Source organism: Candidatus Hepatobacter penaei (assembly GCF_000742475.1).
Lineage (GTDB): Bacteria > Pseudomonadota > Alphaproteobacteria > Holosporales > Hepatobacteraceae > Hepatobacter > Hepatobacter penaei.
The window spans coordinates 203,019-229,661 of sequence record NZ_JQAJ01000001.1 but is presented as its reverse complement, the minus strand read 5'-3'; the positions used below and the strand labels follow the sequence as shown (position 1 = coordinate 229,661).

Annotated in this window: 18 protein-coding genes; 8 read left to right on the top strand and 10 right to left on the bottom strand. The window is 48.8% G+C overall.

All coding sequences use genetic code 11. The features are described from left to right. Positions 1-85: 85 nt before the first annotated feature. On the bottom strand, positions 86-1,996 hold the full coding sequence (locus IG82_RS0101260) for a transglycosylase SLT domain-containing protein (protein WP_168338548.1): 1,911 nt from the start codon (positions 1,994-1,996) through the stop codon (positions 86-88). A gap of 299 nt (positions 1,997-2,295) precedes the next feature. Between IG82_RS0101260 and dapA the strand changes: the two genes are divergently transcribed. The 4 genes from dapA (at position 2,296) to IG82_RS0101230 (ending at position 7,026) form a co-directional block, all read left to right on the top strand. Then, a complete protein-coding gene (dapA, locus tag IG82_RS0101250; protein WP_031933868.1) occupies positions 2,296-3,171 on the top strand; it encodes a 4-hydroxy-tetrahydrodipicolinate synthase in 876 nt (291 codons plus the stop codon). Position 3,172: 1 nt separating this feature from the next. Further along, positions 3,173-3,619 (top strand): SH3 domain-containing protein, encoded by a 447-nt coding sequence (locus IG82_RS06810; protein WP_052545570.1) that lies wholly within the window; start codon positions 3,173-3,175, stop codon positions 3,617-3,619. A 285-nt stretch (positions 3,620-3,904) separates the two neighbouring features. Continuing rightward, entirely contained in the window at positions 3,905-5,569 is a 1,665-nt protein-coding gene (locus IG82_RS0101235; protein WP_031933866.1) for an F-box protein, read from the top strand. Continuing rightward, the gene (locus IG82_RS0101230; protein ID WP_031933865.1) at positions 5,566-7,026 is read left to right on the top strand and encodes an F-box protein; all 1,461 of its coding nucleotides are present in this window, start codon (positions 5,566-5,568) and stop codon (positions 7,024-7,026) included. Before IG82_RS0101235 ends, IG82_RS0101230 begins: the two co-directional genes overlap by 4 nt. On the opposite strand, the gene IG82_RS0101225 is transcribed toward IG82_RS0101230, so the two are convergent. The 7 genes from IG82_RS0101225 to IG82_RS0101195 form a co-directional block, all read right to left on the bottom strand. After that, positions 6,996-7,400 carry a PAAR-like protein gene (locus tag IG82_RS0101225; RefSeq protein WP_082191992.1) on the bottom strand — a complete coding sequence of 135 codons (405 nt, stop codon included), beginning with the start codon at positions 7,398-7,400 and terminating at the stop codon, positions 6,996-6,998. The genes IG82_RS0101230 and IG82_RS0101225 overlap by 31 nt on opposite strands. A 24-nt stretch (positions 7,401-7,424) precedes the next feature. Further along, positions 7,425-8,123 carry a toxin-antitoxin system YwqK family antitoxin gene (locus IG82_RS0101220; protein WP_031933863.1) on the bottom strand — a complete coding sequence of 233 codons (699 nt, stop codon included), beginning with the start codon at positions 8,121-8,123 and terminating at the stop codon, positions 7,425-7,427. Between the two features lie 24 nt (positions 8,124-8,147). Next, on the bottom strand, positions 8,148-10,259 hold the full coding sequence (locus IG82_RS0101215; protein WP_031933862.1) for a type VI secretion system Vgr family protein: 2,112 nt from the start codon (positions 10,257-10,259) through the stop codon (positions 8,148-8,150). A 129-nt stretch (positions 10,260-10,388) separates the two neighbouring features. After that, positions 10,389-10,961, bottom strand: a complete 573-nt coding sequence (locus IG82_RS0101210) for a hypothetical protein (RefSeq protein ID WP_156095287.1) — start codon at positions 10,959-10,961, stop codon at positions 10,389-10,391. 22 nt (positions 10,962-10,983) lie between these two features. After that, the gene (gene tssC / locus IG82_RS0101205) at positions 10,984-13,020 is read right to left on the bottom strand and encodes a type VI secretion system contractile sheath large subunit (protein WP_082191990.1); all 2,037 of its coding nucleotides are present in this window, start codon (positions 13,018-13,020) and stop codon (positions 10,984-10,986) included. 406 nt (positions 13,021-13,426) lie between these two features. Beyond that, positions 13,427-13,846 carry a hypothetical protein gene (locus tag IG82_RS0101200; RefSeq protein ID WP_172642846.1) on the bottom strand — a complete coding sequence of 140 codons (420 nt, stop codon included), beginning with the start codon at positions 13,844-13,846 and terminating at the stop codon, positions 13,427-13,429. Positions 13,847-14,220: 374 nt separating this feature from the next. Continuing rightward, entirely contained in the window at positions 14,221-14,541 is a 321-nt protein-coding gene (locus IG82_RS0101195) for a hypothetical protein (protein ID WP_031933858.1), read from the bottom strand. A gap of 380 nt (positions 14,542-14,921) precedes the next feature. On the opposite strand from IG82_RS0101195, the gene IG82_RS0101185 reads away from it, so the two are divergent. The 4 genes from IG82_RS0101185 to IG82_RS0101160 all read left to right on the top strand — a co-directional run bounded on the left by IG82_RS0101185 (position 14,922) and on the right by IG82_RS0101160 (position 22,349). Beyond that, the gene (locus IG82_RS0101185; protein ID WP_156095286.1) at positions 14,922-17,357 is read left to right on the top strand and encodes a hypothetical protein; all 2,436 of its coding nucleotides are present in this window, start codon (positions 14,922-14,924) and stop codon (positions 17,355-17,357) included. 330 nt (positions 17,358-17,687) lie between these two features. Beyond that, entirely contained in the window at positions 17,688-19,820 is a 2,133-nt protein-coding gene (locus IG82_RS0101175; RefSeq protein WP_156095285.1) for an F-box protein, read from the top strand. 168 nt (positions 19,821-19,988) lie between these two features. Further along, positions 19,989-21,101, top strand: a complete 1,113-nt coding sequence (locus IG82_RS0101170; protein WP_156095284.1) for a hypothetical protein — start codon at positions 19,989-19,991, stop codon at positions 21,099-21,101. A gap of 441 nt (positions 21,102-21,542) precedes the next feature. Beyond that, positions 21,543-22,349, top strand: a complete 807-nt coding sequence (locus IG82_RS0101160) for a methyltransferase domain-containing protein (protein WP_156095283.1) — start codon at positions 21,543-21,545, stop codon at positions 22,347-22,349. Positions 22,350-22,407: 58 nt separating this feature from the next. On the opposite strand, the gene lepA is transcribed toward IG82_RS0101160, so the two are convergent. Together lepA and pheT are read right to left on the bottom strand one after the other, a co-directional pair. Further along, positions 22,408-24,216, bottom strand: a complete 1,809-nt coding sequence (gene lepA / locus IG82_RS0101155) for a translation elongation factor 4 (RefSeq protein WP_031933852.1) — start codon at positions 24,214-24,216, stop codon at positions 22,408-22,410. Between the two features lies 1 nt (position 24,217). After that, positions 24,218-26,638, bottom strand: coding sequence for a phenylalanine--tRNA ligase subunit beta (gene pheT, locus IG82_RS0101150; RefSeq protein ID WP_031933851.1), 2,421 nt, complete (start codon positions 26,636-26,638; stop codon positions 24,218-24,220). Positions 26,639-26,643 lie beyond the last annotated feature (5 nt).

The following is a 26,643-nucleotide window of genomic DNA, read 5'->3' as shown; positions in this document are numbered from 1 at the left end:
GCTTCTCTCACACCATAAGATAGGGAAACAAGGGAAAGCAGATCAACAGCACGGAAACAACGTAATAAGCCGTTTTGCGCCCCACCTAACTCTTCAATACAAAAGGTAGGTTGAGGCGACTGCGATAAATAGCATAGGTTTCCAAAAACCGCTGCACATAACCACGCGTAGACTCATAGGGTACAGACTCCGTCAGGTTGACATAATAATCAATAAAGCGCGGAAAATGTTTGTGGAAAACGGTTCGTTTTTTTGAAAAAATTCTTTTCTCCCACCCCAACACAGCCTTAGCACCGGCGTTATAAGCCGAAATGGTGAGGGGATGAAAATTAAATTGTTTTTGGTGCCGCTTAAAATGGGCCATCCCCAGCAGAATGTTATGGGCCGGCTCAGACAGCTTATCGGGATGATGATGCACATTAAGGGCCTTGGCCTCCATCACCGCCGTGTTGGGCATCACTTGCATCAAGCCCTTTTCACCTGCATCACCAGTCACATAAGGATCAAAACGCGTTTCTTTATAGATGATGGCCAGCGCCACGGCCTTGTCTTCACGGGATAAATTCGGCAACTTGCACAAAGGATAAGAGCACCGCATGGGCACAAAAGGGTCACCTTTAATCCAAAAAGCCCGTGAAATATCCACCACCACGCTGGGATGGATGTCATGTGCCAAACGCAACAGAGCTTTTTTCTCCATAGGCGTTTTCATGCTCGGCACCAGGGTTTGTAAAAACATCTTCGTGCCAATCAAACCATCAGGGCCCAACGTGCTGAGAAGACGCGCTGCTTTCGCACAACTTTGCTGATTCAGTTTTCTACGCGCTGCCGTGGGCACCGCCGGTAACCCTTTGAGGGTTGGAATGGGCGTGATTCCTAGCTTATAGCTGGCGAGTTGTCCATAAAAAGCGGCTTTGTGGCGCGAGGCTTTCCGGTAATGCCATGTTGATTTGTCTTTCTTTTTTTCTGTTTCGTATAAACGGCCCATCCAATAATGACCCCGTGAAAGGCTGATCGGTGTTTTCACAATTTTTAAAAACCGCTCAAAATAAGGTCGGGCCTTCTGGGTATTATCCAAAAAAGAAAACCACACCCACCCCAAATGCCATTGAATGTCTGAATACATAAGAATTTTCGTAGGCGCAATCTGGTGATTGTTAAGAAGACGCACGGCTTCACGATAGCGGCCCATTTCTAAAAGTTCGCGCGCCGACATCATGCGCAAACTGTGAAATAACTCAGGATCCTCAAGGTGCTTAGGCAAATAAGCAAACACATCCGGCACCTTGCGAAATTGACGTGTGCGGGCCAAATAACGCATATAAGACCACGCAACCAGCTCTTCCATACGCCCTCCATGCACCAGAGATCGATAGCGCGGCGGGGTAGCTTTCGGATCTAAAAGCGCAATGCATGTTTTTCCCCGAACGCGCCAGGGCTTTGAGACCTTTGGCAACATACGCCAGGCGCTCTCCACATCCCTGGCAATGATCAGGTGCTGCAATCGTTGTTCATGGTGATGTTGCGTGAGCCACGGGCGAGCCAAGGAAAAAAACTGCTTTTCTTGCCCTTCTGCAAACCTTGATGTCACCCAATAGTCTTTGACCACCGTCGATAAACGCTGACGCTTTTTGGCCTTATACAGCGCTTCAGCATAAAGCAACTTGCCCGTGGGGCTTACGGGCGGCCTCGCCTCAAAAAACGCCAGCACATCACGAAGCGGCAAGGGGTCATCCACCATGCGCTTTTCAAGACGGATCTGCACCGCGCCCAAGCCCGGCCAATGACCGCGCCGTTTCATCAACCCAAAAACATCGCCATAAGGCACATCCATGTTTTTTTGAAGGCGCGTCCAGATCACCACGTCCCTGATCAACGGATCTGCCACAACGCTCACGTCACCGAAAGATGTATCTTGCTCAAAAGAGCGTTGCAGCATTTTTTGAGCCTTTTTGTCAGAAACCGTTTGCGCGAGCACCGCGTTCCCATATAGCATAAAAAAAAGCCCATATAGCGCCACCTTACCGAGCACATTCTTTACAAAAAAAGATGAAGTTACGCGCATAATTCCTTGCATCAAGGTCAACAATATATCCCTCTTACCCTAGCATAAAATCATTAGCATTCCTTCAGAAAAAGCAGAAAAAAGAGGGCACACATCCTTCCTTTGAAGGATCACCAAAAAGGCGTTCTTTTTTCACAAAGGTGCCACGCACATGATCACATAAAGAGTCTGGATCTCTAGGGATTATGCGTATACGATGTCGGATGAGCGTTTACGGATACGAATAGCCGATGTCTTCTTCTTCCCTTTCAGGTGTTTTTCCTGCTGTTATCACACCGTTTGTGAAGGGGAAGCTAACCACAAGCGCCTATGAGAAACATCTCCATTTTCTGAAAGAGGCCGGGGTTTCTGGTGTAGTTGTGGGCGGGACAACAGGTGAAGGTCTGGCTCTTACGCCCGATGAACGCACGCACCTGTGCTCTGTGGCCCGCGATGTTTTTGGCGATGCGCCTGTGTTTATGGGCGTCAACGCCGCTCACCTGGAAGAAGCATTCATGCAGTTGCAATCGGCACGCATGGGTGGTGCCACAGGCTTACTGGTCTCTCCCCCCTATTATGTCAAGCCGGACACACAAGGTTTGCAAAACTATTTTGAAAGCATCCATAACGAATCTGATTTTCTCATCCTGCTTTACAATCACCCTGGGCGACTGGGGTTTGAACTTTCTCTCCCACTTCTTGGTAACCTGGCTCATTTGCCACGCATCGTGGGTCTTAAGGAGTCATCATCGTCTCTTGAAAGAATCCTCACCCTTAAAACCGCCACCTCATGGTCTTTATTCAGCGGCAATGATGGCACCTGGCCGGCTTTTCTGGCCATGGGAGGACAAGGGGTGATCAGCGTCGGTGCCGGCATTGCCCCAGAGCTTTACGTACGTCATTGGCAGGCCTGGCAAAACCAAGATCTTGCCACCGTTCAAAAACTTCAGGAAACCTTAGAGAAGCTCCATAGAGCTTTGAGCCTTCACCCGAACCCTCAAGCCATCAACTATATGTGTGCCCTCAAAGGATGGGGGGATGGCAGCATGCGACTGCCGTTTTCTGCGCTTAAGGCCGCTGAAAAAGATGCGCTATCCGATTGCATGAAACAACTTGAGCTTATGTAATATGAGGTCATGGATTTACACCGTTTTCATCACATGCATTGGCCTCTCTTGGCTGAACGCCCAAAACGCCGTGGTATCCTTGAAAAGCAAACAGGCAAATTTGCGCGCGGGCCCGGGAAAATATTATCCTGCACGATGGGTTTTGCTTTATCCCACAACGCCGCTGCGGGTGATTGAAAAGTTTGATGTATGGCGCAAGGTTGAAGACCCTTGGGGAAGCACAGGGTGGATCCACAAAAGCCTGGTGTGGAACAAAAAGTTTGTGTATGTCGCCAAGGATATTTTGCTAAGACAGCGTCCCCACAACATGTCCACGGCCTGTGCTTTCGTGAAGAAAGGCGCGATTTTAACCGTTAAAAAAACCTGTGGACAGTGGTTTTATATACAGCATGACGGTTTTTATGGCTATGTGCCTGCTCATGCCTGTTGGCACGCAAAGCTTTACTAAGCCTTACTCTGGTTAACACATCCCACCTCTCTGCATATCACTTATATTATCCACTGATTTCTCCACCACATCGATGGCTGGCTCATGCCATGGACGGCTCCCTTCTTATCCAAAATCGTTATCCACGCTGAGATTGCTTTTTGATCTCGTCACCACCTCCATGACCACACACAGCGCCTTCTTATCTAAAAATTGTTTTATTTTTTTGCTTATTAACTTTTTTATGTATTTTTATTTTCTTTTTTTTGCCACACATGATATGATTCTTTTTTATAGATAAAAATTATGATAAATTTTTATATAATTTTACTATTATCTTTATGGGTCAAGGTGTTTGCCCTTGCTGAAGTTTGGGGAACGAAAGAAGCATCTGATAAAACAGGTGATCTGGTGGCCTTTACCCTGCGTGCTGAACCTCACACTTCCTCGCTTCTGTCCTCTTTTTCCTTATCGATGCACACATCACCCGCCAATCGGCCACACATAAGAAGTGAGGTATCGTATACTTTATTTAAAGGCCTGGATACAACGCATCTCTCGCATCACTATGCACTAGATCCTCCCCCCCACCTTGAAACGCCTTGCGATGCTTTTGAAGCCCTTAAACACTGCATAGAAAGCGTGGTGTCATTTTTTGCAGATCACGCCCCAGAGCACCGACCCTTTACCCCCATCCACGCCGATATCCTTCGTAACCTCGATCTTCAGCCATGGGTCATGATTTACGGTGATCTTAAAAAACCAATCAAGCACGCAGAGCAGGTCTCTCGACTGACTCTCAAGCCAGCATTTTGCAAAGAGATCAACCTTGCTGGCTATCCCAACATCACAACCCTAGAATTGCCTGTGACGCTTGAAAGCGTTCACGTTGAACCTGTGGTCGGCATCAAAACGCTTAAGCTTTCTATTAACCATCCCCATACGTTATTACCATCATGGCTGAGCTGTTTTGCGCACACACAAACAATTAGCTTAGCTATATATCCTTATAGAGAGTTTGATCCTGCCGTCTCATTCATCACACTCAACGCATCTCTTCAAGACATGCCTGCCCTTCACACGCTGCATGCAGGCCATGCAGATTTTTACCCCCAATGGCGTGAGGACACATCAAGGCAAGAGCACTACTCTTTTCATGGAATTATCCCCTCTCATGGTTGCGCTGAGCTGTTTTGCCTAGATGCGATGTATCGAGAAGGGCCGTTTTATTTTGACTGTGCCACTTATAGTACATTTCCCCAATGTCAACGACCCTGGAGACTTCCTATGGCCCCCTACCGTGAATATGTTGCGTTTGACGCTTTGCTGCCGTCTGAAAAAAAAGCGCCCCCCCAGGCGACAGAGCCCAAGGAGGGGTCTCTTCTAGAAAGTCTTCCTGAGGAACTGCTTCAAAACATTATGTTCTACTTATGCAAAAAAGATCGCCGCCAGCTCCGTGCGACGTGCCGTTATTTTCTCCCTCGCTGTGGCGATGTTTTTCACAATGCCGTGACCGTCTCTTTTATGCCACAACAAAGCCGTATAAACAGACGCTTTCTCAAAACACTGCGCTTCCAAAACAAGCGAGGGAAGATTCTGCACACATGTAAGGTGCGGGAATCTTTTCCCATCACCCATCTTGGCCACAACATCTTTAAGATCGATTGTTCTTGGTACTCACAAAATGCACACACACCGTGCTTGGTTTATAAAAATTTTTATATCAAATCTTTTGGAGAAGAGGTCAATAGCATTGTTCGTGGTAGTCAAAAACGCATCAAGCCTAGCCAAGTGGCCTATAAGTTAACACAAGACCTAGCACTTGTTATCGCCAATCAGGGAAGAAATGGCGTACTTTTGTTAAATCATATCCTCTCTGGATCCCCTCCCAACCCTTTAAGGCCCACAGCTTATATGCTGAAAGCAACAGGTTGGAAATCTTTCCTTCCTCATGAGGAGCCTGTGCCATGAGTATCACGTTGATCACAACCCTTTTATTTATCTTTTTTTTTAAACCATGGCTGTCGTGTGCGGGGAATCTTTTCGAGCAATTAACAGCGTGTGATCCTGAAAGCAGGTTTTCAGCGACGTCTCAAGAGGATGAGTTTTTCATCACCACCTACGTGCTATCCAAAAGCATCATGGAAAGAAACCCCAACCTTTTGATTACAAGAAGAAAAATTTCTGAAGGTAACGATTTTTTTGATAAAGACATCCAACACCCTATACACGCCCCCTTCCACAAAATGGACGATGTATTCTCTCTGCTATCAAGCCTTCATACGTCAGAGCATAAGACCTATACCCTAGAAATCTTTCAATGTCAGACAAGGTTGCCTTTTATGCAATCCGAAAAGATGACGCATTTTGCCTTTACACCGCCCTACCTCAAATCGCATGCTAGGAAAAAATATGGTGGGTATAAAGTTTGTGAACCTGATTTTTCTGGATGTCCCAACCTTGAATCTCTCATTTTGCTTAATACTGGGATATCCAACCTACCGCCATCTATTCAGAAACTCACAAAGCTAGAAAACCTTGAGATTATATCTGATATCTTGTCTGTTCCTTCATGGGTGGCCGAGTTGCCTCATATCCAAAATATTAGCATCAAAAGCTCTGTGTTGATGGATTACACGATTTGGGACCCTTCATTGCCGCCCATGGCCCGTGAGGCATTGAATATTATGTCTTATGCCAGGGGGTTTGTCGCCGCTATTTTTGGTCCCGCAGGGGGAGAATGGAACGCGCGCATCAGGCCCTATCGAAAAAACATTGATATTCCTTCGTGGGATTTTTCTTTTAAAAATCCACCTGTGACCTCTGAAACGTGTGCTTGCCTTGACAGGCTTCCCCCTGAAATAATTCTCACCATTGCTTCCTATTTAGATTCAAAAACGCGCAGCACGCTCAGTCTGGGCAATCAGCGCTTTGCCTGTCTTTTGTTTCAAAAACCTTATTTGACCCTTTCTATCAGCCCTTTTGAGCCTTCAAAGCAGCAGTGCATGTTCGTGTTTACAGACGGTAAGGGTCAAGATATTGGTAAACGTCCTGTATATGAGTGTTTAACGGTAGAAAAGGTGCTTAACGATGACAAAACAAAAGACGACATTTACAGGGTGGGGCTTTCGTGGCACCGATCCGCAGAAGAGCCTCCCTTTTTAACCTTTGAATCGCTTTATATCAAGGTGCACCAAAAAATAAAAATACGTCGCGATTTTTTAAAGCACAAAGTTTCTTTTGTGCAAAAAGTGTCAAGATGCCTGGCCCTTAAAGAACTTCAGGGTCATGACATTGCTTCTTTATTCTATTATTTATCGCCCGATGATTGTGGTCTTATACGAACTTTCAGCACCGATATAACGCCGGGGTTTGAAGAAACGGTGTGTGATTCTGTTCAGGGCGCAGCAGCTGAAGCTTGCATCTGAGCCGGGGCTTGAGGCGCAATGGTGCCAGCCCACATGCACATCGTGCAAGCACTTTTGGTCACAAGGGGCACTTTCCCCCCCGGTTCGCGCATACCCGCCATCATCCAGGGCATAGCCGGGGCTGGAATACACGCAAACTGTTGCACAGCACCAAATGTGGCCGCCATCACGGCAATCACGGCTGGATTAGCTTTCGACGTACACATCACAAAAGAAGGGATATTGAGAAACGGCACAATATCTTTCATGGTGGCGGTGGGCATTTTTGAGGTCATGATGCGGTTGGTAGGCAACACGCCCATGGGCATCGGTGCCGCCCCCCAGGGCTTGCACCCCAACATGGTGCCCAGTGTTAACAAAGGTTGTCCACCCATGGATATGTGCTCCTTTTTGTGTGGCTAGCTTTTCTGAGGCGTGATTAACTTGCCTTCAGGATCATAAAGGAAAGGGCCCTCCACAGGCACCCCTGCCTTATATTTACAAAACTCTAACACCAACCCATTGTCGTGATACTTATAAAACACCCCTTCCTCCACATCATCAACATACGTGCCCTGACTCAGCATGGATCCTCCAGGGTAATAGAGCACACAAAAGCCGTTTTTTTTGCCCTCTGCATAGGTCATAGCTTGGGCCACATGTCCTTTGTCGTCATAAGCCAAAAATACACCGCTTAAGACACCCTTTGCATAGTTAGCGCAGGATTGAATAAGGCCATTACTTTTATAGGCATAGCAAGGGCCTTCTAAAACGCCATTTTTATAGTGCGCCAATAAGGTCATTCGCCCCCCTTCAAAAGCTTCAAAGGTGCCATGCAGCATATCTTGGGCATAGTGCGCACGTTGGGTCAAAAACCCATCGTCTCCATAAAGGCGCACCTCACCATGAAGGGCCCCTTCTTGGTAGGTGGATAAAGACATGAGTTTTCCATCTCGATATTCTTCATACACACCATTTTCTGGCGGGCCTTGTGAAGGTGCGGACTCAGGAAGAGGAGCGTCAGAGGTTGCCTCTTCCTTTTCCTCAGAAATCGCTCCTTGATCTTGCGGCTGCTCTTGCCCTGTGGGCACCGGCACGCTTTGTTCTTCACCACTCATAAACCTCTCCTTTCCACCCATGCCTTAATTGATCATCACCATGCCGCCCTTAACCGTGGACATGGCCGATCCATTCACATCCACCATCGCGCCCTTGAGGCTGGCTTTCATTTCGCCTTCCATGGTGAGCGCCATTTTTGCAGCCACGGTGGCATTCATTTTGGCATTGATGTTGGCATTCTTGCCGGCGTCAATCGTGGTGTCGATGGTTGTTTCCAGCTTAAAATTATTACATTTCACGGAAAAATCTTTATCCGCTTTCATATCAATATTGCCGCTCACATCGAACGAAAGGTCACCCTTCACCTTCACGGTCCACTTACCGTTAATGGTGAGGGTATCATCTGATTCAATGGTCACAGATCGCTTGCCTTTAGACAAGGTGATGGTTTGATCGCCCTCTTTTAGGGTGTGTGTTTCTTTGCCTTTATCTAAGGTTGTGGTGACATCCCCCTCCTTGATCTCCACCGTGCGCGAGCCTTTGAGCAGCGTTAACGTATCATCACCCTTGGCTTTTGAGCCATCCTCTTGTTTGCCCTCAATGGTGACCTTGCGATCGCCTGACTCCAGCGTTGTTTCTTGGTTCCCTTTTTTGATAACGGTAATTTTTTGATCTTTCACAAGGGTGCGGTAATCTTTTTGCGCCTGAATAAAAATTTCCTCTTTTTTCTCGTCATCGGTCAGGCAAATTTCATTAAAGGTTTTATTGTCTCCCTTGATAGAGCGTGTTTTCCAGATGGATCGCACCTTGCCTTTGCTGCGATCTTTATACATTTTATCTTTATAGATCTCATCTTTGTCGCCATAGGGCGGCACATGGATGCCGTTAAAGACGCACCCCACCACGATGGGCTTTTCGGGGTCACCCTCCTCAAACTGCACCAACACCTCTTGCCCCACACGCGGGGTGTTCACAATGCCCCAATGCACATTAGCCGAGCCGCTGGCCACACGCACCCAGCACGAGCTTTTCTCGTTATCCTCAGCACGCCAGTCCCAAAAAAACTTGATCTTAATGGCGCCATACGGGTCAGCCCACACTTCTTCCTCACCTTTTCCTGTTACTTTGGCGGTTATGAAGCCCCAAATACGAGGGCGTTTGTGCACACAAAGGGGACGATAAGGACGATCTTGCGGCACGCAAGAAAAGGTATTTTCATAGTCCATCGTATCATCACGCACGCCATAGGCATGCTTGACGGAAATCACAAAATAATCACCATCAAGTTTGTTGGGGCACGCTTTGGTTTTGATTTTGGCGCCGGCCGAAAGGGAGGCATACGTACTGCGCCCATGACATTGAAACGCACGCCACTCTTTGCGCTCGATGTGCTGTTTTACCAGCTCTTCGGCATCCGTCTCACTTTCGCTTTTTTGATTAAAGCCACACAAATGATCATAAAACAAAAGCTTCAAGGCACTTTTAATCTTGCCCGGCGCTTTTTTGTGCAAATCTTGGGTGGGTTTTTCAAAAAAATAGTCATTGGCTGAAAACTCGCTCACCACCGGAGCATGATGCTTTTCAAACAACCATAGGCGGTCAATCTCACGCCCTTCACTTGATGACATTTTTGAAAAAACGAGGTCGCCTTCAAATTTAGCCCCTGCATCATTTTTATCAAAGAGCACCATTTGGTGCTTCGTTTTTTCATAGGTAAAATAATAGCCAATGCCCGATTCTTCGAGCAGGCGCGAGATGAAGTGAAAATCGCTTTCGTTATATTGAACACAAAAAGCGCGTTTCACATCCCCGCTGGATTTGGCTTCATTTTTAAAATCAATCTTGTGATATTTAAGAAGATCCGAAACAATATCAATCGGCTTTTTTTCCACAAAAGTTTGGCTGTCTTTGGTGAGACTGAGAAACCAAAAATGCGGCCTTAAGGTTAACACCACCTCACGGTAAGCTTTTTTTTCCTTTGTCAAAAGATGCGACAGCTCACGCACACCTGCAATAAGACCATGAAAATAGCGCTCATGATCTTTGGGCGTCTTACCATCTTTGCCTGACAGAATCTCTACCATGGCAGGCTTGCCCACCAGGTTTTCAGGGATTTCCTTATCTTCTTTGATGCGCAAGGTCACATCAAAAGAAAAAGGGGCGGACAGAAAGTCTTCCCCTTCAATGCGCGCCACCTCATAGACATCCAGCCCTGAAATGGTCGCCTTAAGCCAGAGAACCTTGGCTCTCGTCCCCCCCCCTTTTTGAACAGACTTTGATTGCCAGATAGACAGTATCTAGATCCTTATTCTCAACAAGCCGTGCTACTTGGTAGTTCCTTTATTAAAATCAAGCTCAAACTCTTCTTCCACACCTGTTTTATTGCCCTCTTCATCAAACTTATTTTTTCGATAGCTCAGTTTGTCAAAAGCAAATGTGAAAGCAATTGAATCTCCCACACGTTCACGATAACGCTCAATCCGTCCATTTTTAAGGTTATAACCCAAAAGGGGGTTTTTCTTGCCATCAACTTCTTTGATTTTCACAATCTCAAGATCCAAATTCATCTTTTTACCAAAGGCGGTTTGAATCCTTAACGTATCTTCAGGGCGTGCATAAAAAATAGCCGGCGCTGCACGCACAGATGATGCCGACATAGCTCTCCCTGAATCAGCATCCAAAAACAACCGCATCTCCATGTGATAACAATAAATAGCGTCCTTAAAATTATCAAGATCAGAAGATGTCAGATCTTTTTCAGAGGCTTTAACATTCAAAATCCATGTGGGATCACCGTTGGCTTCCTTACAGCTCTTAACAATCTGCGCCACAGTTGTGTTATAAACACGGCGGATGACTTCATCCGTATCATGTTCGAAAATGGTATTCTCAGCCACAATCTATTCTCCTTAAACTCTCTTAACCTACAGGATCTGGAAGCTTGGCAACCAGCCTGAGGGATACTGTCAACTCTTCTAACTGAAAATGTGGCCTTAAAAACAAAACCGCATGATAGGACCCAGGTTTTCCAGGAACGTCTTTGACAACAACGCGCCCTTCACGAAGTGGATATTTTGACTTGGCCTCTTGAGACCCCATGTCAGAAAGCAACACATAATCACCTAACCAGTTTTGCAAGAAAGATTGCACATCGCCGCGGCTCATAAAGCTGCCGATTTTATCGCGCATAATCGCCTTTACATAGTGGGCAAAGCGTGATGCGTTTAAGATATATGGCAAACGGGCTGAGACCAAGGCGTTGGCATTGGCATCATCGGTGTTATATTTCTTAGGTTTTTGCGAGGTTTGACCGCCAAAAAAGGCGGCGTAATCCGTGCCTTTGCAGTGACACAAAGCCAAAAAGCCAAGATCTGACAGCTCTTTTTCCCGGCGATCGGTCAAGATGACCTCAGTGGGACACTTAAGCTCTTTATCACCACGGCTGGTCTTAAAGGTGTAGGTGGGAAGCCCTTCCACAAGGCCGCCGCCCTCCACGCCACGAATGGCCGCCGTCCAGCTATAGAGCGAGAATGAGTGGGTGATACGCTCAGCCATCGCAAACGCGGGGTTGCCCCAGCAAAACTTTTCGTTGGTCTCGCCATCAACGGATTCATTATAATCAAACTCATCCACTGGGCATGTTTCTTTGCCATAAGGTGGGCGCATCAACACGCGCGGCAACAAAAGCGTGATATAGCGCGAGTCAGGAGAAGCCCTAAAGCTGTTCCATTTGACAAACTCAGACCCTTCAAACACTTTGGCCAAATCACGAGGCGCGCCAATGTCGCGGAACGACTCCACACCAAAAAGCTTGGGATCCGCTTGTGCCAGCGTGGGCACATGAGCAGCGGCGGCTACGCCTGAGAATTTGCTGAGCACTTCGATATCTTGCGCATCTTTGCAGAAGGGGAAATCCAGCACCATGCATGAATACGGGTGACCACCGAAAGTGCCATATTCTTCTTCATAAATCTTTTTGAACATGAGGCTCTGGTCAAACTCCACAGCGTTTTGCAGATCTTTTGCCAACTCTTTGAAGGAAATTTGCAGGAAACGCAGCTTCAAACGCGTGCCTGTTTCAGATTTTGACACCAAATAGTGCAAGCCCCGCCAGCTGCCTTCAAGACGCTGGAAATCCTCATGATGCAACACTTCATCCAATTGCAGCGAAATGTCTTTATCCAAAGCAGCGACACGTTGGAGCACAAAGAAGTAGATATCCCCCTTAGGTGCCTCTTTGATATCCGCCAACTCTTGGGCAAACACCTGCACCAAGGTGCGCAAGCGTTTTTTGGTGTCATCATCGATGCCTTCTTTCAACAAGTTGGCAGCTGTCAGAATTTTATCCGTCTCAGGTGCATTATCGCCCTTGGCTTCACCCGCGATTTTGGTCGCAATCCCTTGATCGGCAATCAGAGCAGAGAGCTGATCATTAAACGCGTCATTACCATCCACGCGGCTGATCAAATCATTCAGGGCCACACGCTTATCATAAGCCTCTTTCAGCAAGGGCACACGTGAGACTACCGAGATGGGGTTAAAGTCTTCTATCGATTGAAATTCGAGCTCAACGCCCAAGAGATCACCGCTGCCTTCGGCTTTGGGGGCCTCTTTGCCGGCATCTTTGCCCTCTTTTCCGCCCTTCGCGTCTTTGGCATCTTTTGAAGGCGCTGCGGCTGCAGGCGCGGCCCCACCAAATGTCTTTTTCACCGAATAGGCCAGGCGTGGGCGAATGGCAATCATCACCTCGTTGAAATTGTCACGATCAATTTCAACAAATTTTCTTTGCTTGAGCTTGGGCAGCTCTACATTGGTTTTGGCAGCTAAATCTGCGATAATCCCCACCACAAAGGGGAGCTCTTTTTTCTCAATAGCACCGCCAATCTCCACATCATAGGTAATGTGAACACGAGGGCGACGAACCCGATCAAGAACGTGTTGAATACTCTCAACCATCGAACCTACTTCCTATTTCTTCGGCCACTGACAAGTAAAACACTTGTCTTTTTAAAATTTCCTAAACGTTGCACAATATTCATCAAAAGAGCCAAAAAAAAAGTAAATATTTGTATCTGTTTTAATATTATTTATGCTTCGCTTAATATTTTATATACCTTTAATCGATAAAAATAACTAAATAAAATGTTAAATGTGGTGAAAATAATCTTAAGATACTAAAAGACTACACGCCCCTTGTGCGCTGCCTAGCCCTTTTCTTCCCGTGACCTTCTTTTTTACCTTGCCCCTTTCTCTGCCTTTATTCTTTCTCTGCCCTTATACTGAAACACATGCCTGCCGTGCCTTGAGTATAAAAAAAGCCCCCCACAGTGTAGGGAGCCTCGATTGCATTTTATTGAATGTATTATTTTTTATGTTCTATAGCTTCCCGTTTTTCCTTTTTTGCTAAAGCTTTCTTTTTCCTATCTTCTATTTTCTTGTTATAGGCATCCATTTTTTTGCATAGTTTGTCATAGAAAGAAGAACCATCTATATATCTAGCTTTGTACTGCCCATCAGCCATACCATTAAACTTCTCAACGTCATTGTTATATTTATCAATCTTATCTGCCAGTTTAAAGGTTTTATCATATGCTTTGACGATCTTGTTTGCAGCCTCATCTTCTCTTTTTTTAATGTCTTTGAACTGCTTATCCAGTGAATCTCTTTTTTTGATGGCTTCATCTTTTTTAAAGGGCATTTTGCCAATCGCAGGCTCAACGGACACACCCAACAGGCACAATGCAAGCAAACCACTTCCTAACCACTGTTTCACCATACTCATCTCCTTTTATGCTGTACAACATAGGTATAAAGATGAACTACCACGCTGAATATGGATGTGTCTTGTGATGCACAGGCCCTATCCCATCCCGAGAGTCATCTCTGTTGCCTTTTGCAAGGCTCAGCTCATAACGATTCAAAGTTGTGGCCATATTGGGGATAAGGGGCGTTAACCGCGCCTACTTTCAGAGATTTTTCTTTTTGGCACCATCATAGACGGCGCCCCTACAGCAAAAAGTCAGCCTGTGGAAAGAGCGCATCAAAGAGAGGCAGCATGATCATAGATAATCAAAAAGCGTTTATGAACTTAAAGCCCTCCTTCCCACGGCCCCACAGCAGGGGCCGCACAAATTGTTTGAAAGGGTCTTTCCACGATTATTTCTGGGAAAAGCGCTTGGACTTCTCTTCAAGAGCAGCTGCTTCTTGCTTTTTCTTTTCTGCTTTCGCGCCGGCACCTTCCACATAATCTTTCTTTTGCGCCGCTAGTTTCTTTTCTTTGGCTTCAATTTGTTTCGCTGACTTTTTCCCTGTAGCCTTTTTTTTCATCCAACTGGTTGACCTTTTCAAGCGGCTTTTCTTGGGTTTAACGGCACCCGCCTTGCTCCCTTCAATCGCTTTGACTGCTGAAAGCACCGAAGCCGAGCCTGCCAGCATCAGCGCAGCACACACACCTAATCCTACACGTCGTAACAACATCAAACGCCCCCTTACCAACATCTTTCCTTGCAGGTTGTTTCTTTGTCAGAGTGCCCGGCAAAAGGTAACCAAACCCTTTCGCCAAAAACGAAGCCATTGAAAAACAGGGCATAAAAAACAAAGAAACCCTTAAAGAAAGCCCAGGGACCGCCCGCTCTTTACCCTTTCTTAACCTCTACCAAAAGCTGCCAAGAGGCACCGACACCCCCCCCTTCATGGCAAGGTTGATGCCCCACACAAAAAAGAACACACAAAAAAAAACATGTTTTGAACGCCTTAAGGATCAGAGCCCCTTTTTGTGACAGGGACATGGCACGGGCCTTGCTGTTGTGGAAGAGGATCGTCCCCTTTTGGGGGACCAACTTACAAGGAGAGCGTTTATGAGTGGCCTTGATCAATTGAGTAACAATGTAACCTATAATTTGTCTTACACCCTCGCCCAAGAGGTGTCCACAAGTCTTCAGTCACAAATTACAGGTCAAAAAAACCTACAGTCCAGCCCCGTGAGCCAGGCGATGTATTATGGCACCATGCCCAGCATTGCCAAAACCAACGGCGCGCTGCAAAACATTCAGATTGCATCGCAATTTATTGACACAGCCCTCACCGCTGTGCAAACCGTCAACCGAGATCTGATTGGCGCCGCCGAAGCCGCCATGACCTTGCTCAACGGCACGGTTTCTGTGGCAGATAAAAATGCCGCCGTTCAAGCCATTATTGACGTGATCGGCATGAAGCAATCCCCCGACAGCCGCGGCAGCCAAGAAGGAAGCGCTATCCAAAGCCTGCGTCAAGCCGGCACCGGTACGGCGCCTTTCTATAGCATCAAAACATCGGTAGGCACCCCCGCCACCCCCGAGGCCGCCCCGCCCAAGGCTGTGGATGAAGATCCTAATGCTGCCGCTGACACAGGACCTTCTTTCTATTTCAACGGCACGGGCAGTGTCCCTGCTGACACCTTTTGTGGCCCTGAAACCATCCAGTTTAAAGGCCTGTCAGCATCGGATATTGGCGAAGCTGACCCTGCCAGCGCCACGGCTGCAGGTACGGCTACCGACCTTTCAGATATTATCTTTTCCATCCCCATTGGCGGCAAAACCTATACCTCAGACGCAGTTGAGTTAAAAACAGCCCCCATCAGTAACAAACCCATCAACCTCTATCTTGATGGTGATCGCAGTAAGGCTATCACTATGTTCACAACAGGTAGTGCTGCATTTGCTAACGAAGCTGCTGCGCTAGCCGCTTTTCAGGCCTTGTTCACAGGATCGGTGGACACAAAGGTCGTAGAAAACACAGGCGGTGTGTTTACGTCAGCAGGTGGTACAGCACCCGTGGCCAACACCTTTGCTGATCCATCGGTCTATCCGCCCACCTTTAAAAATGTGGAGCCTGGTGCCATTCAAGTTTTGTCAGCACAAACTGAAAATGTGCCAGCGCGCTTTTCTGTGCAGGTCGGTGATGTGGTTTATTCCACAGATGATGATGATGGCATTGATCTTACAGCTTCGCCTGCAGCGCCCGTCATATCTAGCATCACGCTTTATAAAGGTGGCAAAAACACCAACACAGACAGCACCATCACGCTGACCCTTGCTGATTTGAGTGTAACAAACGCCCTGCTAACAGACACGGCAGCTTTACTGAACTTTACCAACTACATGGCCGGCACCTACACCGCGCCGGTGTCCAGTGGGCCGGAAACGGGTGTGTTTGTGCATGATGGCGCGGCGGACCCCACAGGTGCCCTGTTGCCCTGTAACCCCAGCTGTTTTGTCGACGTGCCTGCAGGCAAGATTGAGATTGTCTCTACCTCCTATGCAGGTGCTGACAATGCGGGTGACGGTACAAAAGTTTTGGTTGAAGTGAAAGTGGGTAACAATACCTATAAAACGGATCCAGCAGCTGGTGGTGACACAACCGCGGCTGGCGCAACCATTGTGTTGTATAAAGATGGCGACAACACATCCACAGAAACCATCACCTTGCTCACAGGGCCAATTGCCAGCGCGCCTGGTGGCCCTGGTATTGGTGATGAAGACACTTTGCTCCAATCGGTGACTGCCGCCTTGTCCGGCTCTTATAACGCCTTTGGTGATGCGGGCTCGGCTGGCTCAGTGCCTTTCAGCTTTGCGGCGGGCTCCAGCTATGGCGCAGGATATTTCACCCTCAAATATGATGGGGCCTATGCCACCTTCTATGATCAATTTGGTGCCACCATTCAGGCTTATCCGTTGAGTGAGACGGAAATTTTGAACGGCATCGAAACACAAGGGGGTAAGATCAAGTTGGGCGATATCGGCACCTTGTATATGGATTCATCCTATACAGGCGGGGCCTTTGAATATAACCTCATCACCACGCCGTCCACTTCTTTTGATGCTGCGGTCACCGTGTCAGGCAACGAAGGGTCACGTCAGCTGAGGATCAACAACCTCACCGACCGCGAGATCCTCTATGGTATCAGCGATATGACCATTGATCCCGATATGCTGGCCAATGATGTGGATTACCAAAAGCAGGTGAAGGGCTTGATTGATCACGCGTTGGAAAAAGTGGCCGACACCATTCAGTCTCTGGCCAACATGCTGAACGTCTTGCAATCTGACGAGATGGGTCAAAACGCGGCGCTGGAAAGCTTGCACAACCTGCAAGACACCGTGTCGTTGGCCGATCCACTCAAAACAGCGCAGGATGTGTTTGAAAGCTCGAAAAACTACAACCAAATGGTGGCAGCCACCTACACGCTGTCAGCGATTGAGGCCAACCAGGCCCACGCCTCAGCCCGGATTGCCGAGCTGGCCACCACAGCTTAAGGGCGGCTCTCACCCTAAGGTCTTTGGCCGCTCCCTCCCTCTCAGGGGGCACCAGGGGCCTTTTTGCCCTGCTACATCTCTCTTTGCCACAAGGTGAAGGGAGATGTTGTGTGATAAGACACAGAAAATCACGTTGACGGCTACCTCGGCTTTACCCGCCCTATCGCCGTACCCCCTTTTGGCCAGCTGTAAAGCCAACACCAGGAATGCTATGTCCTGTTTGAAAACAATGCATATCCTCATGAAAAGAAAGGCTGCGCTCTTTGTGCCATTTTGACACTTTTTTGATTTTGTGGTAGTTTGATAAAAAATATCAATAGCTTATTTCCCATGGTTCGTTATGTTTTTTGTGTGTGGTTAGGATGGTTAGCCTCTTCACCCTTACCTGCCGTTCACCCTGATGATGAGGCCGGGCCTGCAGAGCCCCATAATCATGCTGGCCCCGCACGCGCCCTCTCCCAACCCCCGTCCTTAGCATGTGCGCCAAAGCCTGCTCACCCCGTGATCGCAGCCTCATCACCACGGGCCGCGTTTGAGACCGACTCCTTTTTGCAACACATCGGCACCATGATTGTGTCCCGCCCAAGTGGTGTGGGGAACACCATGATCAGCCAAACCGCAGAGGCCTGCCTATCGGTGCAACAAGGCTGTCGCAAAGTTACCGTCAGCCATACACTCACAAACATCACCTGGGAAGACATTCCGGGGGAGCCCCACACACTGAAGAGGGAAGGATTTTTCTATGCGGGCGACCCACCTATTATCGATAACTTTCTCGCGCTCCCCACGGATGCTATTTTTAACAAGCTTGATGCCTTTTTGCCTTCGGATGAACCAGAAAACACGTCCCCAAAGCAATATCTTCTTCACCTCCACCTTCCTGGGGGGCATCATATCTTGCCGCCCTTAACAAGCCAAAAACTCACCCATCTTGTGCTTTACTCCCCCTTTTATACGACGGGCCATCTTGCGCATCTTCAGGCGCCAAATCTCAAGGCCATTGATTATACCCACCAGGGCTATACGCTTTTTCCTGAGATCCGCCCCTACTGGCGCAATGTGTATATACATGCCCATCATGGGTTTGCTTTTTTGCCACCCCTGCATCGCCAACATGTCAATGGTGAAGGCAATCTCTGGCTGCCAGAAGAAAATCAACGCCGCAATCAGCAATATGTTGGTTTATATCAAGACAAACGCCCCACAGGCCAGCCTTGCGTCTTTGTTAATAATAATGAAATGATGGCCTTTGACTATGCAGGGTCTAGCTGTGGGTGTGCTGATTTTAGACAAGATGTTTCCCCCCCGCACATAGGCTTTTTTACCACGTTGGCCCCTAACCCTTGGGGTGTAAACACGCGGCCCCTCACCTTGCGGTTTACACGGGCAAAAAGCGCCTCTTTTTTCAATGTTTGCAAAGGGCTCAGACCTATGGGCCCGATCGAAGTCGCCCACGCTCCCCATGCGCATAGCCACCCACCTGCACAACCTTCCACGTCTTTTAAAGATGTTTCTCCTGCCGTCTGGCATGCTTTGACCTCACACAACCCCCTGGAAGAGGGTGGAGCGCGCCTCTCGATCACAGATCACCTGATGAAGGAAACGGCGTCAACAACGCCTGGCAAGAGGGGCGCACATGAGAGCACAATCTCCGATGTATCTCAAAACCTTATCATCAGAAAGCTACCTGACGAGATGCATGTGGAGATTGTCTCTTATCTCTCAACCCAAGATCTCGTCAATCTCTCTGCAACCTGTCAGTATTATCGTGGGCTTTGTCAACGTTTTCATGGGCTTGCCTACCCTCTCTTGGTGTGGGATATTTTTGGGCAGAATCTGCCTAGCACGTTCAACCTAGAGGCCATGAGGCGATTAGGACTGCCCTATATCGCACCGACTCCCTTTTGCCATGAACCTGATCTGTATCAACTTGTGCTCCCCGATCGTTGCGGCACCCCCCTGCTCACCGTCAATGTTAAGGCCACACACAAGGTGTCCCCACACCAAAACATAGATGAAAACCAACCCGCAAAGAAGGTGGATGAGGTCTATATGAAATTGAGATATCTGGCCTATGACATCGATCATGCGTTAGAAGCTGGCCCTTTTTATATCACACAGGGCACATCCCTTAACGAACATCGCACCCCCATTATGTTCGCCCTATCCGACAGAATGGCACAATGGTGGTGTCAACGCCTTGAGGCTATAGGCTTCAAAAGGATCACGCCGGCTGCACCCAAAACATTAGGCACCTTATCTGGCTTTTCTTTAGGCAACAGCATGTTCCCCCAACCGCCCAGCCAAGAAAACAGCTTTTGTGCGATGCTGGAAACACATGCCAATGCCCCAACCGGCCCCGTCAATGGTGACCCACGCGCCCAAGCAGAGATTCAACAGCTCGTGCAAGCACTTCAGCAGGAAGAAGCGTGTGATGAAGATAAAGAAGGCACAACCACCTAACGCCAGGTTCAAAAACAGCGTTGTTTTCATCACTGGAAATAAACGTGACAGGCAGACGCGTTGTTTTTGTAGTCCTTGTTTTTGTAATATTTTTTGTCAAAAAATTGACATTTAGGAAAAAACGGATAAACATACCCTCATGCAAAATCGTGGGTTTTTGAGGGTTGTATGCTTTCGAGATGGATCGCTGTTTGTGTTGTGATGACGGCTTGTGTTGCCATGATCAAGCATCCTGCCTATGCTCCCCCTTCGGATAAAGACAAGCAGCCGGGGCATATGCGGCCGACCCTTTCTTCTCAACAAAAAGCTTCCCACGCTGATCCCCGGCGCAGCAGTTCTGCACAAAAAGCCCACTCATCTGGGCGTCACCACCCAAAGCCTCAACCTAAACGCACAACGCAGTCTTCACCGGCAACAAAATCTGAAGCTCAAAGCGCTTCGCCGTCTTATTCTGTGGCATCTTCACCGGCAGAGTCTCCTTCTATAGGTAGTTCTTCTGTAAAAAAACTTTATCAAGTCGCTAAGCGTTATGATCACTGCACTTTTTCACTGTCCGTCATGCATTCAGAAGACAGACCCCACAATGAGGTGAAGAAAACCTATCCCCTTGAGGGGACTGAAATGAGGCCATTTGGTAAGCCGTTGTCTATAGAGCTTGATCTCTTCTATGCGCCAAACGGTCACCGTCCAGAAGGTGATCGTCCCACAAATGATGTCTATGCCATAGCCTTAACGATGACACCTTACCCCTCTGAGAAAAAAGAAGAAGACCCCCCTTCTTCCCCTAAAGAGCGCGGCCTCATACGCACCCTGCAAAAAAAACTCCCAACGTCCACCATAGACGGCCTCTTGGAAGACATGGAAAAGATCCTCCCATCATCACCTAAAAAAACAAAAGCATATACCTTGACGAAACATATCTATGCCCCAAAAGAACCGCACCAGTCACTTGATGCGCTTAATGAATTAAGAAGCAAAAAAATTAATTGGTTCTATTGCCACTTTTTTGGATGCAAGGATCAACAGACACCTTTGTTCTTACCTCGGCTACCTCTCCTCTGCAACTTAACAGATATATTTTTAGCGTCATCAGAAGGCGCCGTACCTGTACCAGAAAACGCACACGAAATGAAGAGTGTGAATGTGATCATCCACAATAAAACGTTTTTTCAAAGAAGACATCCGAAGGCTTCAAGTCACATTTCTGCGCTTCCCCTTCACCATGATCGGACACCAGCGTCTGTGAAAAACCCGTCCACCCAAAAAGAGGGGACAACATGACGCTTGAAAAGAGAGTGGCCCACCATAGGGGCCTTGAGCAAAGGTCATGACAAGCGCATGTGCAAGACAAAACGCGTCGACAGAGCACATGAAAGGTCGTGGTGGTCCCGGCATGCCCCTGCGAAAGGCGTTAAGGTGCGTTTACACAAAAACACTTTGAGATGTGCTTGGAAGACTGCTTAAAGGCTCTTTAACCTTTGTGGAGACCCCATCTTTTGAGAAAACAACCGTTGAGAAGCCTTCCCTTTCACTGGAGGCGTCTCTTCAGCGATCCCCTCTTTTTTAAAAAAGCCCAAATGTCCTCTCTTGTCACATGCATTAATGTTCTGGTGAGAAAGGGGGCGTAAGCTCGCTTAGACCTTTCTTATCTTACGTTTGGCCCTGCACACTCACAAGCGTCAACCCCCCTCTGCCTTGATCGATGGGTTCGCCCTAAACGCCATGCGCATGCATGCTGAAAAAGATTTTGATGGGCGCTTGTTTTGTGAGGCAGCAACCCACCTGTTGGACCGCCTCCAGCACCTCACGTTGCCCTTTCACATCATAGGCGACCTTTCCCCCGCCCACACGCCCGGCGCAGAAGCAGTGGCGCGTAGGCAACGCCCTCACAGCCACATTCGGCGTCTGTCTATCACAGATGCAGCAGAAACACGCTTTGATGTGCTCTATAGCCCCCTGGCCCTTCATTGGGAGGAAGACCCGCTTGCCTATCTCACCAAAGCGCACCAGATGTTGGCGCCGGGGGGATTGTTGCTGCTCAATTTTTGGGGCGGGCACACTCTGGCCAAGCTGCGGCAATGTCTGGCCGAAGCTGATTTCACCCTTCATGGCGTTGTCTATCCGCGCATCTTGCCCATGATCCGCCTTGAGGAGGCCACGCGGCTTATGGGGCAAACACCCTTTCGGTTAACGGTGGCTGACCGTGATGATTTTATCCTCCATTACGACAGCTTTCACAGCCTCACCCGTCACCTCAAGCGCATGGGGGAAGGCAATGCCTTGCAGGGGCGCGCTACACACCCGCCTGCCAAAGGGTTTTGGCCGCACGTGAAAAGGCTTTATAAACAGCACCACCATGACAAAACATCAAGCCGCACAAAGAAAGGGTTAACGGTTGAAGCAGAGCTTATCACCCTGACGGGGTGGAAAGAAGGCCCAGGACTGCCCCAGCCTCTCAAACGCGGCAGCGCTACCCACAGCCTGGAAACAGCCGTATCTTCCCCTGGATCCTCTCTTCAATCAACCTAACAGATTCTCTCTTAACGCCACACGTCACGGCACACTCAAACAGAAAAGAAACGCAGCCCTAGCTATCCCCACGTTTGAGGACATCTAAAAAGACCTTTTGTGGAATTTCCACAGAACCAAACTTCTTGAGCATGCGTTTTTTGCCCTCTTTTTGCTTTTCAAGCAATTTGCGTTTGCGGGTGATGTCACCGCCATAACATTTGGCTGTCACGTCCTTGCGCAGCGCTGAGATTGTTTCTCGCGCAATGATTTTGCCGCCAATGGCCGCCTGCAAAGCCACCTTAAACAGCTGGCGTGGGATCAAGGTTTTGAGACGTTCGCACAAAAAACGTCCGTGACCCTCAGCCCGACTGCGGTGCACAATGCTTGAAAAGGCATCTACAGCCTCCCCGTTGACAAGAATGGAGAGCTTGACCAAATCTCCTTCTTGATAGTCTGACACCTGATAATCAAAGCTAGCATACCCCCGCGAGAGCGATTTCAAGCGATCATAAAAATCAAACACCACTTCATTAAGAGGCAACCCATACACCAGCATCACCCGCTTGCCCACATAGGTCATTTCCTTTTGCACACCGCGGCGATCGGTGCACAGGGTGAGAATGGGTCCAAGATAGTCTTCAGGCACCAAAATGGTGGCGGTGACCCAAGGCTCTTCAATGCGATCAATCTTCACCACATCGGGCATATCCGCCGGATTGTGCAACGCTTTTTTGGTGCCATCTTTAAGGTAAAAATCATACACCACGCTGGGCGCGGTAGCCATGAGGTCAAGACGAAACTCGCGTATAAGTCGCTCTTGAATAATCTCAAGATGCAGCAATCCTAAAAACCCGCACCGAAAACCAAGCCCCAGAGCCGAAGAGGATTCAGGCTCAAACCAAAAGCTGGCATCATTAAGGCGCAACTTTTCCAAACTGTCGCGCAAATGATCAAATTCAGCCGAATCAATGGGAAAGAGGCCGCAAAACACCACGGGTTGGCTGGCTTTAAATCCTTTCAGCATGGCGGTGGCAGGCTTTTTGTCATCGGTGATGGTATCCCCCACCTGGCAATCGGCCACATGCTTGATGCCGGCGATAAAATATCCCACCTCACCGGCGGATAACCCCTCAACCTTTGTGCGTTTGGGGGTAAACACACCCAACTCATCGACGCGATACACACTTTCGGTGGCCATCATGCGCACGGTTTGCCCCGGCCTGAGCCGCCCCTCCATCACACGCACCAACACAATCACGCCGAGATAAGCATCATACCAGCTATCCACCAGCAAGGCCTTAAGGGGCGCGTCTGCATCACCTGTGGGCGGTGGCAAACGTTGACAAATAGCCTCGAGTACACCTTGAATGCCTTGCCCTGTTTTGGCCGACACCAACAAGGCATCGTGGGCGTCAAGACCAATAACTTCTTCAATTTGCTGCTGAATCCGCGCAGGCTCGGCGGCCGGCAAATCCACTTTATTGAGCACAGGAATAATCACATGATCAGCCTCAAGGGCCTGATACACATTGGCCAAAGTTTGCGCCTCCACCCCTTGGCTGGCATCCACCACCAGCAATGACCCTTCACACGCAGCCAGCGAGCGAGAAACCTCATAGGTAAAATCCACGTGCCCCGGCGTATCCATAAGGTTCAGCTGATAGGTGTGGCCATCGGCCGCCTTATACATAAGCCGCACCGTCTGAGCCTTGATGGTGATGCCGCGTTCACGCTCAATATCCATGCTATCCAGCACCTGATCTTGAAACTCTCGCTCCTCAAGGCCGCCACAATATTGAATCAGGCGATCCGCCAACGTAGATTTTCCGTGGTCAATGTGGGCGATAATAGAGAAATTCCGAATGCGCTGTTGTGACACGGCCATATCAGGCTACCGCATCGCGACGCAAGACGGCGCCTAAGGGTTTGACAGCTTCCACGGCTTTATCCATATGCCCCGCCAACCACGCTTCATCCGCCGGTGCGTCGTGAGGTTGCAACGTTAAACGCACTGCCACAGATTGTTTCCCTTCCCCCAGCAGCGCAGGGTCCACAAACACATCAAACACATCCAAAAAAACCAAGGAAGACCCTAAAGCTTTGCGTACAGCCTCACACAATGTGCCCACTGAAAGCGTGTCAGGCACTAAAAAGCCCAAATCACGCTGCACCCGTTGAAAGGGGCTGGGCAACGGAGGCGCTGTAAGCCTTGAGCGCAATGACAAACGATCTAACACCATATCAGCGCCGTACACAGGACCGACCACCCCATAATGATTCAAAACATCAGGATGCAAGGCCCCAAAGACGGCCAAGGTTTTCTTGCCCTGACGCACCACACCCATTTGCTTGGGGTGATAGGATGGGTAAGCCTTAGATATCTCCCCACCTTCATGGATTTGAAACGAGGTATCCCGCACACCCAGCCCCTGCAGCACTTTAAGCAGCACAGCTTTGGCCTGCCACACATTGTGGGGCAGATCATACCAATGGGATCGGCCTGAAGGGGGCATCACAAAGGCCGCTTCAGATCGCTGTCTGTGATCTTCTTGCTGGCCATATATATGACCCACTTCAAACACCCCCAGCCCCATATCAAGGGAACGGGTTTGGTGTTGGTGCACAAGGGACAAAAGCCCCGGCAACAAGGATGGCCGCATCACGCTCATATCGTCACTGCAAGGGTTTGCCAATGAAATAAGCTGGTCTTCAGGCGCGCACAAAGCCGCCTTGTCTTGTGAAATAAACGACCACGTCACAACCTCGCGCAAACCACACGCCACCAACAGATTTTTGGCTTTTTCCGCCGGCCTGCGCTCAAAGGGCTGATCACCCTTTTTATGAGAAGACAAGGTTGGCAAGGGGCAGGTGGGAATATGATCATACCCCTTAAAACGAAGCACTTCCTCCACCAAACACGGGCCCGATGTGATATCGAATCGCCACGAAGGTGGGGTGACACGGATCCCCGTTTTCATCGAGTCTTCTGGCGCTAAGCCCATTTTCTCACACAACGCAAAAACCGTTGCGTTGTCCACAGAAACACCCGAGAGGCGTTGGATTTCTCGTGGATCAAACACAAAAGAAGGTTTTTCTTGGTAAGGCTTGCCACAAGACACGATCCCCTTAAGGACCCCACCAGCGTCCACAAGACGTTGAGTCGCCCGATAGAGCCCCGGCAACACCGAGCATGGATCCACACCCCGCTCAAATCGTAAACTGGCCTCTGTAATCAAATGAGAGTGACGCGCAGCGCGCGAGATCCATGACGGTTCAAAATATGCCGATTCTAATAACACAGCGCGTGTATAGGGCGTAACAGCCCCCCTCGCTCCGCCCATCACGCCCAACAAAGAAACAACGCCGCGGGCATCAGCAAGCACCATATGCCCTGCCTGCAGCGTATAAGTTTTGCCATTTAACGCCTCAAAAGGCTCATTTTTTTCTGAGAGGCGCAGTGTCAAATCACCTTCCAACACATCTGCATCAAAAACGTGCAACGGCCGTCCCGTATCCATCATAGAATGATTGGTCACATCCACCAGCATCCCTTGAGATGACATCCCCACTTTTTGAAGACGAGCTGCCAACGTCTCATCCACCCCCCATCCTTGATCATTCTTAAGCAGCGCTAAGGCAAAGGAAGGACAGCCTTCTTTGGTTTCTGGGGTGATGGTCAGGGTCCGTCCGATCTCTTGAGAGCTTTGAGAAAACGAAGGCGTGGAAAGAGGGTTAAGATCACCCACATCGGCCACACTTAACTCTCGCGCCAAGCCATACACACTCAATAAGTCAGGGCGATTGGGCGTGATGTCCAAAGAAAACACAGTGTCATCCAGCCCCAACACCCGCGCCACATCTTCGTCTAAGGGCACATCGTCCCCAAGGTCGGCAATGCCTGAAGAGGCATTTTTCATCCTCTCATCCAGCCCCAACTCTTCATAAGAACACAGCATGCCGTGGCTCTCTACACCCCGGATAGACACTTTTTCAATGGTGCGCCCCAGCGCAGGCATCAACGTTCCAGGAGGTGCCACAATGCCCTTCAGGCCCACGCGCACATTGGGCGCGCCACACACAATCTGCACATCGCCGTCAGGCAACGCCACACGACAGACAGAAAGGCGATCGGCAGACGGGTGCTTTTTAACATGCATAATCCTGCCCACAGAAAAAGACTTCAACATGGAAGACCCATCTTCCACAGATGACACTTCAATCCCCAAGCTCATCAAATTTTTTTCTAAATCATGCGCTGAAAGCGGGGTGTCCAGATGATCTCTCAACCAAGAGAAGCTCAATTTCATAGAAA

Bases quoted from the DNA above. Each gene is read 5' to 3' on its own strand.
- IG82_RS0101260 (WP_168338548.1), bottom strand. From the start codon at position 1,996: ATGCTATATGGGAACGCGGTGCTCGCGCAAACGGTTTCTGACAAAAAG.
- dapA (WP_031933868.1), top strand. From the start codon at position 2,296: ATGTCTTCTTCTTCCCTTTCAGGTGTTTTTCCTGCTGTTATCACACCG.
- IG82_RS06810 (WP_052545570.1), top strand. From the start codon at position 3,173: ATGAGGTCATGGATTTACACCGTTTTCATCACATGCATTGGCCTCTCT.
- IG82_RS0101235 (WP_031933866.1), top strand. From the start codon at position 3,905: ATGATAAATTTTTATATAATTTTACTATTATCTTTATGGGTCAAGGTG.
- IG82_RS0101230 (WP_031933865.1), top strand. From the start codon at position 5,566: ATGAGTATCACGTTGATCACAACCCTTTTATTTATCTTTTTTTTTAAA.
- IG82_RS0101225 (WP_082191992.1), bottom strand. From the start codon at position 7,400: ATGGGTGGACAACCTTTGTTAACACTGGGCACCATGTTGGGGTGCAAG.
- IG82_RS0101220 (WP_031933863.1), bottom strand. From the start codon at position 8,123: ATGAGTGGTGAAGAACAAAGCGTGCCGGTGCCCACAGGGCAAGAGCAG.
- tssC (WP_082191990.1), bottom strand. From the start codon at position 13,020: ATGGTTGAGAGTATTCAACACGTTCTTGATCGGGTTCGTCGCCCTCGT.
- IG82_RS0101200 (WP_172642846.1), bottom strand. From the start codon at position 13,846: ATGAGTATGGTGAAACAGTGGTTAGGAAGTGGTTTGCTTGCATTGTGC.
- IG82_RS0101195 (WP_031933858.1), bottom strand. From the start codon at position 14,541: ATGTTGTTACGACGTGTAGGATTAGGTGTGTGTGCTGCGCTGATGCTG.
- IG82_RS0101185 (WP_156095286.1), top strand. From the start codon at position 14,922: ATGAGTGGCCTTGATCAATTGAGTAACAATGTAACCTATAATTTGTCT.
- IG82_RS0101175 (WP_156095285.1), top strand. From the start codon at position 17,688: ATGGTTCGTTATGTTTTTTGTGTGTGGTTAGGATGGTTAGCCTCTTCA.
- IG82_RS0101170 (WP_156095284.1), top strand. From the start codon at position 19,989: ATGCTTTCGAGATGGATCGCTGTTTGTGTTGTGATGACGGCTTGTGTT.
- IG82_RS0101160 (WP_156095283.1), top strand. From the start codon at position 21,543: ATGCGCATGCATGCTGAAAAAGATTTTGATGGGCGCTTGTTTTGTGAG.
- lepA (WP_031933852.1), bottom strand. From the start codon at position 24,216: ATGGCCGTGTCACAACAGCGCATTCGGAATTTCTCTATTATCGCCCAC.
- pheT (WP_031933851.1), bottom strand. From the start codon at position 26,638: ATGAAATTGAGCTTCTCTTGGTTGAGAGATCATCTGGACACCCCGCTT.